General features: G+C 70.3%; 10 protein-coding genes. 5 read left to right on the top strand and 5 right to left on the bottom strand.

The features are described 5' to 3' along the window. Positions 1–96 (bottom strand): MbtH family protein (locus AB0H12_RS21560; RefSeq protein ID WP_499624959.1); only part of this gene is annotated, 96 nt, incomplete at its 3' end. Positions 97–98: 2 nt separating this feature from the next. Further along, the gene (locus AB0H12_RS21565) at positions 99–950 is read right to left on the bottom strand and encodes an AfsR/SARP family transcriptional regulator (RefSeq protein WP_499624650.1); all 852 of its coding nucleotides are present in this window, start codon (positions 948–950) and stop codon (positions 99–101) included. A gap of 1,117 nt (positions 951–2,067) precedes the next feature. Between AB0H12_RS21565 and AB0H12_RS21570 the strand changes: the two genes are divergently transcribed. The 4 genes from AB0H12_RS21570 (at position 2,068) to AB0H12_RS21585 (ending at position 7,528) form a co-directional block, all read left to right on the top strand. Beyond that, positions 2,068–2,448, top strand: a complete 381-nt coding sequence (locus AB0H12_RS21570; RefSeq protein WP_499624651.1) for a hypothetical protein — start codon at positions 2,068–2,070, stop codon at positions 2,446–2,448. Positions 2,449–2,692: 244 nt separating this feature from the next. Then, positions 2,693–4,255 carry a hypothetical protein gene (locus AB0H12_RS21575; protein WP_499624652.1) on the top strand — a complete coding sequence of 521 codons (1,563 nt, stop codon included), beginning with the start codon at positions 2,693–2,695 and terminating at the stop codon, positions 4,253–4,255. Between the two features lie 9 nt (positions 4,256–4,264). Continuing rightward, entirely contained in the window at positions 4,265–5,788 is a 1,524-nt protein-coding gene (locus AB0H12_RS21580; RefSeq protein ID WP_499624653.1) for an alkaline phosphatase D family protein, read from the top strand. A 48-nt stretch (positions 5,789–5,836) separates the two neighbouring features. After that, positions 5,837–7,528 carry an RICIN domain-containing protein gene (locus AB0H12_RS21585; RefSeq protein WP_499624654.1) on the top strand — a complete coding sequence of 564 codons (1,692 nt, stop codon included), beginning with the start codon at positions 5,837–5,839 and terminating at the stop codon, positions 7,526–7,528. Positions 7,529–7,536: 8 nt separating this feature from the next. Here the strand turns inward: AB0H12_RS21585 and AB0H12_RS21590 are convergent, their stop codons facing one another. From AB0H12_RS21590 to AB0H12_RS21600, 3 genes are all read right to left on the bottom strand, one after another. Continuing rightward, positions 7,537–8,223: a response regulator gene (locus AB0H12_RS21590; protein ID WP_499624655.1), complete on the bottom strand. Its 687-nt coding sequence runs from the start codon at positions 8,221–8,223 to the stop codon at positions 7,537–7,539. A gap of 9 nt (positions 8,224–8,232) precedes the next feature. After that, positions 8,233–9,393: a sensor histidine kinase gene (locus AB0H12_RS21595; RefSeq protein WP_499624656.1), complete on the bottom strand. Its 1,161-nt coding sequence runs from the start codon at positions 9,391–9,393 to the stop codon at positions 8,233–8,235. Between the two features lie 136 nt (positions 9,394–9,529). Further along, positions 9,530–13,048 carry an RICIN domain-containing protein gene (locus tag AB0H12_RS21600; protein ID WP_499624657.1) on the bottom strand — a complete coding sequence of 1,173 codons (3,519 nt, stop codon included), beginning with the start codon at positions 13,046–13,048 and terminating at the stop codon, positions 9,530–9,532. Between the two features lie 164 nt (positions 13,049–13,212). Here AB0H12_RS21600 and AB0H12_RS21605 point away from each other — a divergent pair, with 164 nt between their 5' ends. Beyond that, a complete protein-coding gene (locus AB0H12_RS21605; protein WP_499624658.1) occupies positions 13,213–19,389 on the top strand; it encodes an RHS repeat domain-containing protein in 6,177 nt (2,058 codons plus the stop codon). Positions 19,390–19,432 lie beyond the last annotated feature (43 nt).

Consider the following 19,432-nt stretch of genomic DNA (forward strand, 5'->3'; position numbering starts at 1 on the left):
CGGCACGTCGGCGAACTGCGGCCACAGCGAGTACTGCTCCTCGTGGTTGACCAGCACCAGGTAGGTGCCGTCGGGGTCCTCGAACGGATTCGTCACCACTACATGGTCATCGGTTCGCGCACACTCCTCCGCACAGGCGGGCGCACAACCCGGAACGGCCTGATCTCCTCCAAAGCCGTTTCCCGCCGCAGGATCGCCTGGTAGAGGGAGGTGAACTCGACGCTCGGCTCGACCCCGAGCTCTTCGACCAACGCCTCCCGCGCGCCGCGGTAGGCCTTCACCACCGCGGTCAGGTCGCCGTCGCGGTAGCAGGCGATCATCAGTTGTCCCCAAGCCCGTTCGCGGGTAGGGTGCGCGCCGACCAACTCGTGCAGCACTATGCGCGCGTGCTCGTACGAGCCGAGTTGGATCAGCACGTCCGCGTACTCCTCGACGCCCGAGAGCCACTGCGCGGTCAGCACGGCCGCGCGAGCTGCGAGCCGAGCACCCTGCGGCACGTCCTGGAGCGGAAGGCCGCGGCACGACATCGCCGCCCGGCGCAGGAGTGGTTCCGCATCGACGAGGTGCCCGTCATCGGCCAACTTCCTGCCGTGCGCCAGGTCGACCTCGAAGCGGTCCACGTCCGTCGTGGCCTCCCCGCACTTCGTCATGTTCAGCGCCCAGCCGGTGCCGGTGCTCACCAGTTCGCTCTCGGCGGCGTCGTGGAACAGCTTTCCCAGCCACGACCGCAACCCGGAGACGTGCGTCCGCAGGTTGGCCGCCGCCGACGGTGGCGGGAAGTCGCCCCACAGCTCGCCGGCCAGCCTGTCCCTCGTGACCGTGCCTTCGGGGTGGAGCAACAGCATCGCGAGCATGGATCGCTTCTTGCCCGAAGGACCGGAAACCACCTGCCCGTTCCGCCGGATCTCCAACGGGCCGAGCAGACCGAAGTTGACTTGAACAGTACTCACCTTTTCCCCACACCCCCAGTGGTTCCGCTCGTTCTCCACGACGTTTCAGCCGCACGGACAACGACGCTGTCGCCCAACACCCCTTCACGACGACGGAACCTCATCGAATTCCAACAGCGTGCGCACGACCAGGGCTCTTGGCGCGATATGCGCACAGCCCGGCCCCATGAGCGGCGGAGCCGCCCGACACCGCACCGGTGTCGCGTGTGCGGAGGGATCGACCGACGTGGCACAACCGTGCCGCGCCCCCTCGGAGTCGATCACCTGCGATCAACAGTGACGTGCTGCTTCGCACAGGACAAGTTGTGGCGCGTTCGGATCTGTTCGAGGTCGACTCGAACACCTCGAACACCTCCCACCTACAGCGTGTTCGCAGGTCCGCATGATCCTCCAAGGTGTTCGCCTTCAATGAGGCACGGCGGTTCTGGAACGAATCCGGCACCGATCTTCTGCCGTCACCGGCGCGACGAGTCGATCAGGCCGCCGCCCCGCCGCGCCGGATCGATCGCATTGGCCCGTGACGTCGCACAGCGTCGCGGCGGAGCGCGAAAGAACTGCAACTCCGTGTCGACATCGACACGGAGGTCGAATCACCGGCTTGAACCTTCTACGCCGCCGTGGCCCAGTCGACACCGCGGCTGCGGGGAACGGCAGGCAGGAGTCCCACCAGCCTGGTGAGCGCACGGTCGAAGCACTTCTCGGCGGCCAGGGGGACAACACCCGGTCCGCCAGCCGCCGGTCCTCCGCGTTGTCCTGGATTTCCTCGACGGCAGCGGTGCTGCTCCGCAACAGCCGCCACCAGGCACTGGTGGAACGGGCCAGTGGCAACAACTTGACCGGGTGTTCCCACTCATTGCGCGCAGGTGCTCCAGCAGCACGGTGATCAGCTCGGGTTTGGTCTCGGCGTAGTCGACGACCAGCAGGGCCGGCCGCCGCAGCCGTTCCAGGTGGGCCAGGTCGCTTCTCGGCGCGCCCGCCGAGCCCGGCGCCCACCCCACCGCTCCTCGACGGGCCGGCGCGAAGGGCATGTCACGCACGCGGATCGCGCGCAAACGCGCTCCGGACACCGAGACCGCGGCTATGCTTCCCGCCGGGAATCGCCTCGAAAAGGAGCAGCATGAAACGCCTCGCCGCGTGTGCCACCCTGACCGCCCTGGCCCTGCTGGTGGCCCCGACCGCGGCCGTCGCCGAGCCGACGTCCCCCTTCAGCGGCACCTGGACCAACCGGGGCGGCGTGGTCGGTGATCTGACCTGGTACAACCGCTCGGTGGGCGTGATCGGCGACGTGTTCGACTACGAGACCGCGGGCAGCACCACGGTCCAGTTCGAGTTCTATCAGGCGTCCAGGCTGCTCAACGTCCAGACGCGGACGGCGTCCAACGGCGTCAAGCCCTTCGGCTGGACCGAGCCGGGCCCGGCCGGCGGCTTCACGCGGGTCGACATCACCCTCATCCACAGCGGCGACGAGCACTTCGTCGCCAGCATCCCCCGACCCTGAACACCCGTTTTCGTTGTTCTGCAACGGAAACAGGTGACGATCGACCCTCTGGCACGTCCGGCGCACCCACCACACCGATCACCCGTCAGACCGGCCGCTCGCATGCACCTCCCGAAGTGGATCCAAGGCGAACGGGTCCGTTCCGGCGGACCCTTTCCAGCGTGGCGGAAAGGCTTGTCGGCGGTCGCGGCCCGTTCTTAGCGTCGCACCCGTGTCGATGCAGAGATCGCTTGTCCCACTTGTCGTGGCGGTCACGCTCGGATCCGCCCTCACGCCGGCTGCGGCGGCAGCGCAGACCCCGGCGGCGGCCCGCGCGGACGTGAACGGTGATGGCGTCGCCGACCTCGTGATGTCCACGGGCGCACAGCTGACCTACAGCGGCGACACCCACCTCATGCCGCACGACCTCGGTGGTTCCGTCCAGGTCGTCCCGGGCGGGACGGTGCTGCCCGGCGCGCCGGCGGCGCTGGTCAACCAGAACGCCACGGGCGTCGGGTCGGGCATGGAGGCCGACGACCGGTTCGGCGCCGCCCTGGCGACCGGGGACTTCAACGGCGACGGCCTCGCCGACGTGGCGATCGGCAACCCCGGCGAGTCGGTGAACGGCATGGCGGGCGCGGGCGCGGTGTCCGTCCTCTACGGCCGGAGCACCGCGCCCTACCTGCGGACCATCAGCGGCGCCCTGAGCACGATCACGCAGGACACCGCGGACGTGCCCGGGGCGGTGGAGGCCGGTGACCTGTTCGGCGCGTCGCTGGCAGCCGGTGACTTCAACGGCGACGGGTACGCCGACCTCGGTGTCGGCGCACCGGGCGAGGCGATCGAGACCAAGGCCCGCGCCGGTGGCGCCTGGGTCTTCTACGGTGGCGGCGGTGGGCTCGCCACCCGTGGTGTGGCCGGATTCCACCAGGACGACCCGGACCTCGCCGGCGCGGCCGAAGCCGGCGACCTGATGGGGTGGGCGCTGGCCGCGGGCGACGTGACGGGCGACAACCGCGACGACCTCGCCGTCCTGTCGGCCGGCGAGGTGATCACGGGGACGACCGGCGCCTGGGGCTCGGTGCACCTGCTGCACGGCTCGGCCAACGGCCTGGCCGCGACCGCGTCGTCATACGTGAGCGTGGGCGTGGCGGCCACCGCCGGGAAGTGGCGCAGCGTGGTGATCGGCAAGTTCCACGGCGGCGCCAACGCCGACCTGGTGGTGCAGGCCGACCACCGGCGTGGCGGGCCGGCGTTCTCCGGCGCGCTGGTCGCCGTGCGCGGAGCCCGGACCGGGCTGACCGGCGGCGTCCAGGTGATCGACCAGGACACCCCGTCCGTTCCGGGAGGGACCGAGGCGGGCGACCACTTCGGCGGCGCGCTGGCCGTCGGCGACCTCGACGGGGACAAGGTCGACGACCTCGCCGCCGGCGCGATCAAGGAGAACACCCGCGCCGGGAGCGTGTTCCTGTTCCGCGGCTCCCCGAACGGGCTGCTGGCCACCGCACCGACCGCCTTCGGCCAGAACGCGGCGCCGATCAACGGCGACGAACAGCCCGGCGAGGGGTTCGGCTACGGCCTGCGCATCCTCGACCTCACCGGTGACGGCACACCGGAACTCGTCGTCGCGACCCCGTGGGAGGGCGGTTCGACGCAGACCGGCGCGCTGTTCCTGCTGACGATCCGGCTGTCCGGCGACGCCCTCGCGGTCACCGGCTCGCGACGACTCACCCGCGCGGAGATCGGCACACCGTCCGGCTTCGGACCGGGCGCCCCGATCGCGGGTGGCGCGCACGTGCTCAACGACAACCTCGACTCACCTCGCTAGGGGCCGGACATGACCCAGTTCAACCGCCGCATCTTCGTCCTCGGTGGCATCGCCACCGCCGGTGCGCTGGGCTGGAGCGGCAACGCGTCGGCCGCCCTGGCGTTCCCGTTCACCCTCGGCGTCGCGTCGGGCGACCCGCTGCCCGACGGTGTGGTGCTGTGGACCAGGCTCGCGCCGACCCCGCTCAACGGCGACGGGCACGGCGGGATGCCCAACCAGTCCGTGGACGTGGAGTGGCAGGTCGCCACCGACGAGCTGTTCGCCGACGTCGTGCAAAGCGGGACGGTGACGGCGCACTATACCGACGCCCACTCGGTGCACGTGGAAGTGCACGGCCTCCAGCCCGACTACGCGTACTACTACCGGTTCCGCACGGGCGGTCACCTCTCCCCCGTCGGCACCACCCGCACCGCACCCGCGTTCGACGTCGTGGGCCGCGACCTGCTGATGGCGTTCACGTCGTGCGCGCACTACGAAGACGGCTATTACACCGTGTACCGGAGGATCGCCGAGGACCGGCCGGACCTCGTCCTGCACCTGGGCGACTACATCTACGAGGGAGGCGCCGGCGACGACGGGGTCAGGCACCACGTGGGCGCGGAGATCGTGAGCCTCGCCGACTACCGGCGGCGCTACGCCCAGTACAAGACCGACACCGACCTCCAAGCCGCGCACGCCGCCGCTCCCTGGCTGGTCGTTCCCGACGACCACGAGGTGGAGAACAACTACGCGAACACGACGCGCGCGAACAACTCCCCGACACTCACCGCGGCGCAGTGGAAGCAGCGACGAGCCGACGCCTACCGCGCGTACTACGAGAACATGCCGCTGCGCGGCGGGGCCAAGCCCAACGGCGCGGACATCCTGCTGTACCGCCGGATCCGCTGGGGCGGGTTGGCCACGTTCCACCTGCTCGACACCCGGCAGTACCGCCACGACCAGGCGTGTGGCGACGGGTGGCGGTACTGCCCCCCGGCCGGCGACCCCGCGCGCAGCCTGCCCGGCACGACGCAGGAGAACTGGCTGCTGGACGGCCTGGGCCGGCGTCACGGCATCTGGGACGTGATGGGCCAGCAGGTGTTCTTCGCCCGCCAGGTCGACGCGGGCGACGCGGGCAACATGGACGCGTGGGACGGCTACCCGGCCTCACGCGACCGCATCCAGAAGGGCTGGGTGCAGCGCGGCGTGCGCAACCCGGTGGTGCTGACCGGAGACGTGCACCGGGCGTGGGCCAACAACCTCAAGATCGACTACACCAACCCCGGCGCACCGGTCGTGGGCACGGAGCTCGTCACCAGTTCGGTCTCGTCGGGAGGCGACGGCACGGACAGCACCACGATCCCGCACGGCGCCCACAACCCCCACCTGAAGTTCCACTCCCAGCACCGGGGTTACGTCCGCACCAAGGTGAGCCAGACCCGGATCGACGTGGACTTCCGCGTCGTCCCGAAGATCACGACGCGGGGCGCGGCGGCGTCGACCCAACGGTCCTTCGTCATCGAAGAAGGCCGCCCAGGCGTGCAGAACCCCTGACCACCAGGTGGTCGGTGAACCAGATCGAGATCCCCGAAGGGAGTCACGATGCTCGTACTCGTCGGGCTCGTCACCGCCGCGCTGCTGACCCCCGTGAACGCTCCCGGCGGTGTCGCCCTCACCGACGGGACGTCGTCGTATCCGCGGGTGATCAGGCTGGAGCACGCCGACGCCGCACATCGAGGACGGATCCTCGCCTCGACCAACACCACCGACAGCGGGACGATCCACGAGAGCACCGACGGCGGTGCTTCGTTCCACCCGATCGCGACCATCCAGACCCGACCGGCCGCAGGCGAGTGGTCCGGCAACTCGACGCTGTTCGAGTTCCCCCGGCCACTCGGCGCGGACCCGGCCGGCACCCTGATCTGGGCCACTTCGATCAACACCTTCCGGGGTGGGCGCGACCGGCCGAACCCGAACTCCAGGATCGTGGCGTGGAAGAGCGCCGACCACGGCCGCGTCTGGCGCCAGGTGAGCACGCCGCTCGTGACCGGGACCGTGGGCCACGGCGTGTGGGAACCGGAGTTCGCGGTGACCAACGCGGGTGAACTCGTGGTCCACTTCTCCGACAAGACCCAGCAGCCCAGGTACGGGCAGGCACTCGCCCGCAAGCGATCCACCGACGGCGGCGAAACCTGGGGACCGACGGTCAACACCGTCGCGGTGGACGCCTACGACGACGAAGACCTCGCCAAGGAGGACTCCCCCGGGATGGCCGTCGTGCGGCGGCTGCCGAACGGCACGTCCGCCATGGCCTACGAGTACTGCAACATCGGGCCGGTGGGAGAGGCCGGCCACGGGTGCCGGATCTACACCCGCACCTCGCCCGACGGCTGGGACTGGGGCGCCCCGACGGATCGCGGGACGATCGCGAGAACCGCCGACGGCAAGCACTTCGCCCACGCGCCCACGCTCGCCTGGGCGCCCGGAGGAGGTCCCAACGGGCGGCTGCTCCTGATCGGGCGGCTCGTGCGCGGCGCCGACACCGAGGGCGACCCCGACACCGGTCCCGCCCCGGTCCTGCACCCGCAGAGCGGGAGCACGATCTTCGCCAACACCAGCAACGGGCTGGGCCGCTGGTACGAGCTCGACTCACCCGTGAAGATCACGGATTTCGGCGCCGACGAAGCGCACACGACGTGCCAGAACTACAGCTCACCACTCCTGCCGTCCGCGGACGGCAGGAGTGTGCTGCACCTCACGACCGATCGGGTCGACGACCGCTGCGAGGCGTTCTTCGCCACGGGAACGACCTACGGCTCGTTGGACAGCGCCGGTATCAGCACCGCGGTGACCTACCGGATCGTCAACCTGAAGAGCGGGAAGTGCCTCACCGCGGAAGGGAACTCGACCGCTGACGGGACCCGGGTCGTGCAGCAGCCCTGCGACGACACCAGGGCGGCCCAGGAGTTCAAGGCGGTCGCCCGGGGAAGCGGCCTGTTCGCCGTCACGAAGGCCGGCTCGTCACCCACCACGTGCGTCGACATGCCCAACGGCAACATCTCGGTGGACCCCGGCGACAGGATCCAGCTCTGGAGCTGCAACAACACCGGGGCGCAGAACTGGAAGCCATCCCGGACGGGCCGCTCCGCCTACCTGTTCACAGCGCAGAACGACGAGGACCTCTGCCTCGACATCCCGCAGGGCACGCTCAACAACGGCGTCCAAGCGCAGCTCTGGAACTGCACCGGCGCCGGGCCCCAGCTCTGGCACCTCCAGGCCCGCGGCACCTCCTGACCCACGGATCAAGCCTGGTTGCGAGGGGTGATCAGGCCGGTCTCGTAGGCGACCACCACGGCTTGCGCCCGGCTGGTGAGGCCGAGTTTCATCATGGTGCGGTTGAGGTGCGTCTTGATCGTGGCCTCGCTGACGGTGAGCACGTCTGCGATGTCGTGGTTGGTCCGGCCGGTCGCCACGAGCCGGAGGATCTCCAGCTCCCGCGGGGTCAACTGGCCCAGGCTCGGAGGGGCCGGCGTCGGGACGCGGCGCGGCTGCCGGACGTACGCCTCGACCAGCCGGTGCATGACCGACGGCGCGAACAGCACGTCCCCGGCGGCGACGGTCTCCACCGCGGCGATCACCTGGTGCGGCTCGGTCTCCTTCAGCAGGAAGCCGGACGCCCCGGCGCGCAGCGCGGCGTAGACGTACTCGTCCAGGTCGAACGTGGTCAGCACGATGACGCGCGGTTTGGGGTCGGGCGCGTCGGCCAGGATGCGCTCGGTGGCCGTGATGCCATCCGCGCCGGGCATCCTGATGTCCATCAGGATCACGTCGGGACGGGTCTGCGCGGCGAGCGCCACGGCCTCGTAACCGTCCGCCGCCTCGCCGACGACCTCCAGGCCCGGCGCGGCGCGCAGCAGGGCGGCCAAGCCGGCGCGGATCAGCACCTCGTCGTCGACGACCAGGACCGTGGCCTCGCGTGATCCCCTCATCACCGACACTTATATCGTCGGCGCCGTCGGGTCGAGGGCCGTCGGCAGCGTGAGTTCGACCACGAAACCGCCGTCCGCCCGGGGGCCCGCGGACAGTGTTCCCTGGTAGAGCGCGGCGCGCTCGGTCATGGTGATCAGGCCGAGCCCCGCGCCCGAGTCGCTCGCCGACGGTGTTCCCGGCTCGTTGGCGACGCGCACGGTGAGCTGGTCGGCCTCGTGGCGCACCCGCACGACCGTGGCGGCGAGCCCGGCGTGCTTGATGACGTTGGTGAGCGCCTCCTGGACGACCCGGTAGGCGCACAGCTGGAGTCCCGGCGGCAGCCGCTCGACCTCCGACGGCGTCAGGTCGAGGGTGACCGGCAGGCCCGTCGCGCGCAGGCGCTCGACCAGCTCGGGCAGGTGCGCCAGGTTCAGCGCGCTGTCGCCGGGCTCGTCGGCGGTGCGCAGCAGCATCAGCAGGCGGCGCATCTCCCGCAGCGCCTCCCGGCTGGTGGCGCCGATGGTGTCCACCGCGGCACGCGCGGTCGTCGGGTCGTCGTCGAAGACGTACCCGGCCAACCCGGTCTGCACGGCGATCACCGACATGTGGTGCGCGACCACGTCGTGCAGCTCCCGCGCGATGCGCAACCTCTCCTCGGTCAGCGCGCGCTCGGTGCGCAGCTCCTGCTCGGTCCGCAGCTGCTCGGTGAGCACGGCGAGCTGCCGGTTGCGCAGCGCCAGCTCACGCCCGACGTTGCCCATGGCCCACGCGACCGTCGGGATCACCACGGCTTCGGCCACCGCGATGTACCAGGGCAGGTCCGCCACCAGCGCCGCCCACAGCAACGTCAGCACGACCGCCGCGGTGCACCGGGCGGTGACCCTGGGCGGGCGCAGCGCCGCGACCGTGTAGAGCAGGAGCACCGGTCCCCAGAAGTTCAACGCGAGCTGGTCGTAGCCCAGTGCCAGGAACGCGACCAGCGCCGAGGTGCTCGTCGCCAGGGCGAGCACCGGGGCACGCCTGCGCAGCGCGAACGGCAGGAAGATCGCCGCGGTGAGCCCGTAGGCCACCGGGTCGGCGCCCCAGCTCGTGGGCGCGTACTGCCGGCCGACCAGCCAGGCCGTCGCGACCATCGCGACGGCCGCCGCGGTGTCCAACGCCGGGATGGTCCCCCTGCGGCCCCCGCGCATGAAACCAGCATAGGCGCCGAGTGACAGCACGCGGACTACGAGGTGGTGTTGCCCGCGCACCGCGGGCCCGAGGCCGTGGTGGCCCCGGTGCCCGCGGTGCGCGACTCGTCGCGGCAGGAGCCCGCTCCCCGGAACGTCACGGTTCCGGACGCAGGTAGAAGAGCTGGTTGGACTTCGTGGCGTCGCCGCACGTCCACTGGATCAGGGCGGCGCCGTTGCCCTGGCTCGCACCGCTGATGTCCAGGCACTTCAAGCTGTGCGCGGGCCGGGGCCGGACCGCGACGTCCACGCCGCTGCCCTCGACGTAGTCGAAGAGGAACTGCTGGTTGGCCTGCGGGAAACCGGCGCCGTTGCAGGTCCACTGCAGCAGCGGCACGTCGTCGGTGTGCTGCCACGTCTTCACGTCCGCGCACAGCTTCGACGAGACGACCCGGAGCATGAAGTAGTCCGTGGCGCCCTGCCGCTCGACGGTGAACTGCTGGTTCTTGTTGCCGATCACGCAGTCGGACTGGGTCAGCACGGTGTCCTTGGCGGTGTTCGCGACGCCGATGCACTTCTCGCTGTGCTTGGGGTGGATCCGGTACACCCTGCCCGGCTCGACGTAGAACGGTGTCGTGGTGTCGCCGATCCGGCCCTCCCAGTCGGCGCGCTTGTCCGCGAACGACGTTCCGGTCGACGTGAACGTGTAGACGCGGCGGTTGCCGTCGCCCGTCGCGTACAGCGCGGCCACGTCGGCTTTGCCGTCGCCGGAGAAGTCACCGGCCGACACGACCGCCGCGTTGGTGTCGAAGGACGTGCCGGTCCACCAGACCTGGTCCGTCCACGCGCCGTCGCCGGGGGCGAGCACGTTCAGCCGGGCGGTGTTGCCGCCGCGGTCGGACATGACCACGACCTCGTCCCGCCGCGCGCCGTCACCGTTCACGTCGGCGGCGACGAAGGTCGCGCTCGCGCGGTTGAGGTTGCCCGCGCCGCTGTCCCAGCGCACCACCGGGTCGGCGAAGCCGTGCTGGACCCACAGCTCGGTCCGCGCGCCGTCGTAGCCGCGCAGCTGGCCGAGGTCGGCGCGGCCGTCGCCGTCGAAGTCACCCGCGACGAAGCTCGTCGTGGTCACGTCCAGTTTGGCCGCCCCGCTGTCCCACCGCAGCGCCGGCTCGCCGAACCGGCCGCCGTTCGCGGTGTGCACCCAGAGCTTGGTCTGCTCGCCCTGGTAGCCCTGGAAGGCCGCGATGTCGTCGTCGCCGTCGCCGTCGAAGTCGCCGGCGACCACCTTCAGGTACGACAGCCGGTAGGTCGTGCCCGACCAGGACTCGCCTTCCACCACGAAGCGGTTGCCGTCCGAGCGCAGCAAGTAGAGCCGGACCCGACGGTCGGGATCCTCCCGGAAGACCGCGACGTCGCCGCGCCCGTCGCCGGTGAAGTCGCCGCGGACGTTGATCGTCCGGTGCGCCGGGAAGCCGCCGTTCACGCCGCCGTCCCAGCCGATGTGCCCGGCCGTGAACCCGGCGCCGGTGGAGATGAAGTTCCAGGCGGCCGTGCGGCCGTCACCCTGGTCGAACACGGTCGTCACGTCCGCGCGCCGGTCGCCGTTCGTGTCGCCGCGGACCGGTGGGGTCGTGACCGCGCGGGGTGTGGCGGTGAGGTTCCAGCTGGTCAGGTCGAGGCTTGGGTGACCGGCCCGGTCGACGGCCCGCACGTACAGCGTCCGGTTGATCCCGATGGTCCCGCCGGGCGAGTCGGACCACAGGGTGATGGGCACGCTCGCGCGCCCGTCCGCCTCCGCGCCGACCCACGACAGCACGCGGTCGGGCTGGAAGCCGTACCGGTACCCGGCGATGTCGGTGTCGGCGGCGGCGCGGTGGAAGGTCACGACGCCCGTCTCCCCCACGGCGCGGACCGCCGTGCCGTTCGGGTAGTCGGCCGACGTCACGCTCGGCGCGTCCGGCTCGACCGTGTCGACGGTGAAGTAGCACCGCGTGGTGTCCGGGCTGGTCAACGCGGCGTCCTTGGCGCGCGCCCGGTAGTTGAACACGGTGCCGGGCTGGTCCTCCGGCAACGCGCCGGGCGTCAGCGACGGCCAGCTCACCGCGCCTCCGGAGCCGATCAGGGGCGTGGTCGACGTGGCGATCACGGTGTCGCCCTGAAGGATCTCCAGGATGCCGGACACGTTGTCGCCCTCGGGGTCGGACAGGACGCCGGAGAACGTCGGCGTGCCGGTGTTGAACGGGGTCGGGGCGGTCGCCGTGCCGCACGGCTTGGGCGGCACCGTGCCGACGCCGGTCGGCACTCGCGGCCTGGAGTTGTACTCGACGTTGATCCTGGCCGTGTTCGCGTAGAAGTACTTCCACTGGTCCTGGCTGGTCTCGACGTCCGCGTCGATCCGGAGGCCGAACGCCACCGTGTCCTTGTTGGCGGTCGCGGCGTCCTGCACCACCTTGGTGAGCGCGGCCGACGAGAACTCCATCGGGAAGTCCGGCTTCGGGCACGCCGTCGACTCGTTGGCGGTCCCCTTCGCCGAGGCCAGGTAGGTCAACCAGTGGCTGCCGGAGTTGTTCCAGGTCAACGGCACCTCGGGGGCGATCGCCTTGGTGCTCCACAGGTCGACCGAGGTCGCCGCGCAGGCGGCGGAGTGGTCCATCGTGATGGAGAACCACGCGCGGGTGATCTTCGAGCCGGCGATCGCGCCGGAGTTCATCTGGAACAACGACCGGTACAGCCCGGCGGTGCCCCAGGTCTTGCCGACCTTGGCCTTGTTGGTCTCCTTGGTGCTCCAGTACGACGTGCCCGGCGAGTCCCTGTTGACGTAACTCCACCGGTTCTGCCCGGCGCTGAACGACGGGTCGAGGTAGAGCGGGAAGGTGGTGTCGGGGCCGGTCAGCATCGCCGGGTCCGGCGTGACCACCAGCTCGTCCTCGCCGACGCGCAGGTCCATCGCGCGCTCCCGGCCCTTCGGCGCCTTGCCCGCCGCCGCGACCCGTTGGCGGGGCGAGTCCCACATCATCGGGGTGTCCGAGGCGAACACGACCCGCCCGGTGTCGTCCACCGCGGCCGTCGCACCGTCGGCGCCGGGTCTGATGGTCAGGCCCTTGGTCGCCGTGCCGTACCTGATCGCCCGCAGCGCCGGGTTGGCCGCCGCTGCGGCGTCGCGGACCACGAGCACCTGCGAGAACCCGTCGGAGTCGGCCCGCACCCGCAGGTCCACCCCTGGCAGCACCTCGGGATAGGTCGCGGTGTCACCGTCGAGTCGCGGCGCGGGCAGGGCGTCCGGCCAGGACAGCGCCACTTCCCGGCCGTCGCGCTCGACCGTCACCAACGGCCCCGTTCCGCCACCGGAGAGCCGGAGCCCGGTGACCGTCGCACGTGGACTGATCGAACCGTCGGCGGCACGGGTGAGCGAGGTGTCGATCGGCACCCAGGCCCCGGCATTCCGGGTCCGCACCGGGGCCGCGTACTGCTCCAACGTCCTGGTGCCGGACGGGTTCGCGAACACCCGCGTGGTCTCGGTGCGGAGCTCGACGAGCTCGACCGGCTCCCGGGCGGGCGCCGGGGCGGTTCCGGCGGCCTGCGCGGGCGGCGTGCAGAGCGAGACCGCGACGCAGAGGGCCAGCGCGAGGTGCGCGGCCGACCTGCGCGGTGCCGATCTTCGGGGTGAGGACATCAGCGCTCCTAGGCGTGAGGGATCACTTGGACGTTATGGGGGCGCGTCGTGCGGCGGAAAGCGTTTCCAGCAGCGTTGAAACGCTGTCGCGGTGAAATCGCCCGTTCCTACGCTCGGCTGTCGCTGTGGTTTCGGTTCTGCGTTCGATGCCGAGGAGGCGACTGATGAGAAGACCTGTGCGCCGGTTGATAGCCGGCGTGGTGACTTTGGCGGTGGCGACGACCGCGGTGGTGTCCGCACCGGCCCTGGCCCAGCCGGGCGCCGCCGTGTTCCAGCCGCACCGCGAGCCGTCCGTTCCGGGGCACGACGCCCGTGCCGTGCCACCCGAACCGAACGTCGCCGACGCGGCGGCGGTGACGAGGACACCGGAGGTGACCTGGCCCAAGGCGGGCGTCGCGGAAGTGGCGCTGGACGGGCTGCGAACGGCCGGCGACACCGCCCGCGCGGGCGATCTACCGGTCTCCGTCGGGCGGGTGCACGGCGACGTGTCGACGGCTGCCGCCCTACCCGGCAAGGTCCGCGTCGAGGTGCTCGACCAGCGGTTGCAAGGCCCGGTGCTGCGGATCAACCGCGCCGACGGCGTGCGGCAGGCCGGGCCCGTCGACGTCGAGGTGGACTACTCCGGCTTCGCGCAGGCGTACGGCGGCGACTGGTCGGTCCGACTGCGGCTGGTGGCGCTGCCGGAGTGCGCCCTGACCACACCGGAGCGGGGCGAGTGCCGCGCCACCCCGTTGGCCACCCGGAACAACGGCTCCGGGCGGCTGACCGCGCGGGCCACCGCGACTCCGGAGGCGAAGTCCGGGCTGTACGGGGTGATGGCGGGCGAGTCCTCGGGCGCCGGGGACTACAAGGAGACGTCGCTGTCGCCGTCCTCGACCTGGGTGGCCGGCGGCTCCTCCGGCGACTTCAGCTGGAACTACCCGATGGCCGTGCCGCCGAACGTGAACGCCGCGGCGCCCCAGCTCAACCTGTCCTACTCGTCCGGCTCGATGGACGGCCGCACGTCGGCGGCCAACAACCAGCCGTCCTGGGCGGGCGAGGGCTTCTCCTTCGAGCCGGGCGGGTACGTCGAACGCCGGTACGTCGCCTGCTCGACGGACATGAAACCGGTGAACAACACCAACGCGAACAACACCAAGAAGACCGGCGACACGTGCTGGCGCACCGACAACGCCACGTTCACGCTCAACGGCAAGGGCGGCGAGCTGGTGCTGGACGACGCCACCAAGAAGTGGCGACCGCGCAAGGACGACGGCACCGTGGTGGAGCGCTTGACCGGCGGGAAGAACCCCGACGACAACGGCGAGCACTGGAAGATCACCACCCGGGACGGCACGGAGTTCTACTTCGGCCTGAACCAGCTGCCCGGCTGGAGCACCGGCAAGGAGATCACCGAGTCGGTGTGGACCAACCGGGTGTACGGCAACCACGCGAACGAGCCGTGCCACAGAACCGCGTTCGCCGACTCGTCCTGCGTGCAGGCCTGGCGGTGGAACCTCGACTACGTGGTCGACCGGCACGGCAACACGATCAGCTACTTCTACGACACCGAGACCAACAACTACGGGCGTGAGCTGACCGCCACCAAGGTCTCGTCCTACGTCCGCGCCGGGCGCCTGGCCCGGATCGACTACGGCCAGCCCAAGGACAAGATCTACACCAGCAAGCCGGTCGGCCAGGTCGTGCTCAAGGCCGCGGACCGGTGCATCCCCGGCATCCCCGCCGCCGACTGCGTCGCGTCCAAGCCCGCGAACTGGCCGGACACGCCGTGGGACCAGTCGTGTGCCGGCACGACGAGCTGCAAGGACAAGTACTCGCAGACGTTCTGGACGCAGAAGCGGCTGGAGAGCGTGACCACCAAGGTGTGGACCGGCTCGGCGTTCCGCGACGTCAACACCTGGAAGCTCACCCACAACTTCCAGGCCCCGGGTGACGGCACCAGGGCCGGCCTGTGGCTGTCGTCGATCAGGCAGACCGGCCAGGCCGGCACGCCGGTCGAGCTGCCGCCGACCACGTTCGACGGCATCCAGCTGAACAACCGGGTGGACGCCACCAACGACATGGTGCCGCCGATGAACTGGTGGCGGATGAAGAAGATCAACACCGAGTCCGGCGGCCAGGTGGTCGTCACCTACGAGCCGCCGAACTGCGCCCCGACCGGGACGCGGCCCGCGCCCGACGCCAACGCTCTGCGGTGCCACCCGCTGAAGTGGTCACCGGACACCCCGGACGGCGTGGCCAAGGAGCGCACCGACTGGTTCCACAAGTACGTGGTCGGCGGCGTGACCGAGAAGGACCTCACCACGGGCGTGGTCGCCGAGGAGACGACCGTCGAGTACGCCGGCACGCCCGCGTGGCGGCACGACGACGAGGACGGCCTCGTCCCGGTCGAGCGCAAGACGTGGTCGCAGTGGCGCGGGTACGAGAAGGTGCTGGTCAAGAAGGGTGACGCGGGCGGCGAGCAGTCGCTGACCGAGACCCGGTACTACCGCGGCATGGACGGCGACAAGACCGCGGCGGGTGGCCGGAAGTCGGTCGAGGTCGTCGACTCCAAGAGCGGTCACTGGCGCGACAGCGATCCGCTGTCGGGCTACGAGCTGGAGGAGATCACCTACGCGAAGGCCGGCGGGGCGGTGCGCTCCCGGTCGATCACCGACCACTGGGTGCAGGGCCCGACGGCGACCCGCAAGGCGGCCTGGGGCACGACCGAGTCGTTCCAGACCGGCGAGAAGAAGTCCCGGCAGAGCAACCTGCTCTCCGACGGCACCTGGCGGGAGACCGGCAGCGACAACACCTACGACCCGCGCGGCGTGCTCCAGCAGACGTTCGACCTGAACGACACCGGCACACCGGACGACGACACCTGCACCCGCTACAGCTACGCGACGCAGGGATCGCTGGTGGAGTTGCCGTACCGCAAGCAGACCGTGTCCGACGGCTGCGACGTGCCGGTCACACCGGCGAACGTCACCGACGACGACCGGTTCTACTACGACGGCAGCGAAACCCTGGGCGCGGCGCCGACCGTCGGCGACGTCACCCGCATCGAGGAACTCTCCGGCTGGGCCGACGGAACCCCGGTCCACGTCACGACGACCCGCGCAAAGCACGACGGCTACGGGCGGCCGATCGAGGTCCTCGACGCCAAGAACCGGAAGGGCACGACCACCTACACCCCGGCGACCGGCGCGCCGACGAGCATCGCGGTCACCAACGCGTTGGGCCACCGGACCGTCACCGAAGTGGACCCCGCGTGGGGCGAGGAGACCTCGGTCGTCCTGCCCGGCGACCGGCGTTCCCGCACGACCTACGACGCGCTGGGCCGCGTGCTCAAGGAGTGGCTGCCCGGGGCGAACCCGGACACCCGTCCGGCCGACCGGGAGCACGCCTACCTGTTCCGCAACGACGGTCCGAGCGTGGTGACCACCAAGGACCTCCAGCCGGACGGCTCCTACGACACCGACTACGAGCTGTACGACGGCGACATGCGCCTGCGGCAGACCCAGGCCCCGGCGCCGGGCGGTGGCCGCACGGTCATCGACCACGTCTACGACTCGCGCGGCCTGGAGGTGAAGCAGAACGGGCCGTACCTCAACGACGCGCCACCCGGCTACGACATCCTCATCCCCGATGACGACCTGCTGACCTCGCAGACCATCACCGAGTACGACGGCGGCGACCGGCCGACGGCGTCGATCTTCAAGGTCAGGGGCGTCGAGAAGTGGCGCACGACCTACTCGAACAAGCCCGACCGGCAGGACGTCGACCCGCCGACCGGTGAGACGCCGGAGACCAGGATCCTGGACGTCGACGGGAACGTGGTGGAGCTGCGCCAGTACAAGGGCGAGACGCCGACCGGCGACTACGACCGGACCACCTACGGCTACGACGCCGAGGGGAACCTGCTGTCGGTCACGGATCCGGCCGGGAACGCGTGGCGCTACACCTACGACGTGCGCGGCCGCAAGACCAGCAGCCTGGACCCGGATCGCGGCCTCACCGAGTACGGCTACGACGAGGTCGGCCAGATGACGAGCGTCAAGGACGCCCGCGGCGTCACCCTCGTCTCCACCTTTGACGACCTCGGTCGTCAGACCGGGTTGTACGAGGGGTCGACGTCGGGCAAGAAGCGCGCGGAGTGGACCTTCGACACGGTGGCTCCCGGCATGCCGGCCACCTCGACCCGGTGGGTGGACGACGCCGCGTACACCTTCGCGGTGACCGGCTACGACCCGGCGGGCAAGCCCACCGGGTCGAAGCTCACGATCCCGGCGAACGAGGGCAAGCTCGCCGGCACGTACGAGTTCTCCAACACGTACACCGTCGACGGCGGGATCGCGACCCAGAAACTGCCCGCGGTGGCGGGTTTCGCCGAGGAGACCTTGACCTACGGGTACGACAACTACGGGTTGCCGACGACGTTGAGCGGCAAGACCTCCTACGTCACGGGGACCAAGTACACCCCGTACGGGGAGATCGAGAACGCGACGCTGTCCACCGGCGGCAAGGCGGTGCAGCAGTCGTTCGAGTACGAGGACGGCACCCGCCGGTTGTCCCGCGCGGTGGTGCAGAGCGATTCGAGCGCGAGCTACCTGTCCGACGTGTCCTACCGGTACGACGCGGCCGGGAACATCAGGCGGATCTCCGACGCCGCCGATGCGGACACCCAGTGCTTCGCCTACGACTACCTGCGCCGGCTCACGAACGCGCACACGCCGAAGTCCGGCGAGTGCGGTTCGGGTGAGCTGGGCGGTCCGGCCCCGTACGGCACGTCGTGGGCGTTCGACAAGGTGGGCAACCGGTTGAGCGAGACCAGGACCGGCGCGGACGGCAAGTCCACCACGTCGGACTACTCCTATCCCGCTCCGGGCCAACCGCAGCCGCACACGCTGCGCAAGGTCACCACGGGCGACAAGGTGGACGAGCACGCCTACGACGCGGTCGGCAACACCACCGCCCGCAAGGGCCAGGCGCTCGACTGGGACGCCGAAGGCCGCGTGTCGAAGGTGACCGAGGGCGGCAAGACCACGTCGTTCCTCTACGACGCTTCCGGCGAACGGCTGATCCGGCGTGACGCCAACGGGACCACGTTGTACCTCGGTCCGACCGAGGTGCGCCTGGACGCCAACGCCGCCCTGTCCGCCACCCGTTACTACAGCCACTCGGGGCACGTGGTCGCCGTCCGCACCCCGGACGGCAAGCTGACGTGGCAGACCACCGACCACCACAACACCGCGCAGCTGTCGATCGACTCGGAAACCCAAGCCGTGCAACGACGGCGGACCACCCCGTACGGCGAGGTGCGCGGTGCGTCGCCGTCGGCATGGCCGGGTGAACGCGGGTTCGTCGGCGGGACGAACGATCCCACCACCGGCCTGGTCCACCTCGGCGCGCGCGAGTACGACCAGTCGACCGGCCGGTTCATCTCCGTGGACCCGGTGATCGACCACGAGGACCCGCAGCAGTTGAACGGTTACGCCTACGCGAACAACAGCCCGGTGACCTACACCGACCCGGACGGTCGCTGGGGCTTCAGCATCAAGACGATCACCAAGACCGTCTTCAAGCCGATCGTGAAGACGGTCGTCCAGCCGGTGACGTCGTGGGTCACCAAGTACACCCCGATGATCCACAACGCCGTCGAGACGCTGAAGGCCGTCACCGTCCCGGTCGTCAAGAACGTGATCAAGAAGATCCCCAGCGTCCAGAAGGTGACGCAGACGATCCGGAAGGTGGTCAAGGACCCGAAGGGCTTGGTCAAGAAGTTCTACAAGAAACACGTCCAACCAAAGGTCGACAAGGCCAAGAAACACTTCAACCGCGCCAAGAAGGCTGCTTCGAACACGCTCAAGAACGCCAAGAAGCGCATTGGGCGCGACATCGGGAATGTGTTGGAAGGCGCCGGCAAGGTGCTGTCGGAGTTCAAACCCGGTGGGAAGACCTGGGGCGCGGTCAAGCTGGGCCTCGGCGTGGCGGCGATGTTCTTCGGCTGCACGGTCTGCGGCGCTGTTGTCGCCGTGATGAGCGCGGTCGACGCGGTGGTGGCGTGGCGAGCGGGTGACAGGGGGAAGGCCGGGCTGGAGGTCGCCGGCATCGTCACCTTCGGCATCGGGACCAAGATCGACCGTGGCCTGGACACGGCCAAGGTCGCGGTCAGGGTCCAGGGCAGCGCCCTCACGGGAACCGCGCGGCTGCACACGCAGGCCATGTCGAAGGTGCAAGGACTGGAGAAGATGGATTTCCGGAACAAGTTGATCGACGGCAGCCTGTTGGCCAAGGATGCCGTGGTCTACCCGGCGAGCTGGTCCTACGACGACAACCACTGGTCGCAGAAGGTCTGAACGGCTGTGGCCCTGGGCGCCGAGGTGCCCAGGGCCACCCCGA

Origin of the sequence: Actinosynnema sp. NPDC023794 (genome assembly GCF_040639675.1) — a bacterium.
GTDB lineage: Bacteria > Actinomycetota > Actinomycetes > Mycobacteriales > Pseudonocardiaceae > Actinosynnema > Actinosynnema luteola.

What these genes read in the sequence shown, in the direction of transcription:
- AB0H12_RS21570 (WP_499624651.1), top strand. Translation starts at nt 2,068, where the DNA reads ATGAAACGCCTCGCCGCGTGTGCCACCCTGACCGCCCTGGCCCTGCTG.
- AB0H12_RS21580 (WP_499624653.1), top strand. Translation starts at nt 4,265, where the DNA reads ATGACCCAGTTCAACCGCCGCATCTTCGTCCTCGGTGGCATCGCCACC.
- AB0H12_RS21585 (WP_499624654.1), top strand. Translation starts at nt 5,837, where the DNA reads ATGCTCGTACTCGTCGGGCTCGTCACCGCCGCGCTGCTGACCCCCGTG.
- AB0H12_RS21590 (WP_499624655.1), bottom strand. Translation starts at nt 8,223, where the DNA reads ATGAGGGGATCACGCGAGGCCACGGTCCTGGTCGTCGACGACGAGGTG.
- AB0H12_RS21595 (WP_499624656.1), bottom strand. Translation starts at nt 9,393, where the DNA reads ATGCGCGGGGGCCGCAGGGGGACCATCCCGGCGTTGGACACCGCGGCG.
- AB0H12_RS21600 (WP_499624657.1), bottom strand. Translation starts at nt 13,048, where the DNA reads ATGTCCTCACCCCGAAGATCGGCACCGCGCAGGTCGGCCGCGCACCTC.
- AB0H12_RS21605 (WP_499624658.1), top strand. Translation starts at nt 13,213, where the DNA reads ATGAGAAGACCTGTGCGCCGGTTGATAGCCGGCGTGGTGACTTTGGCG.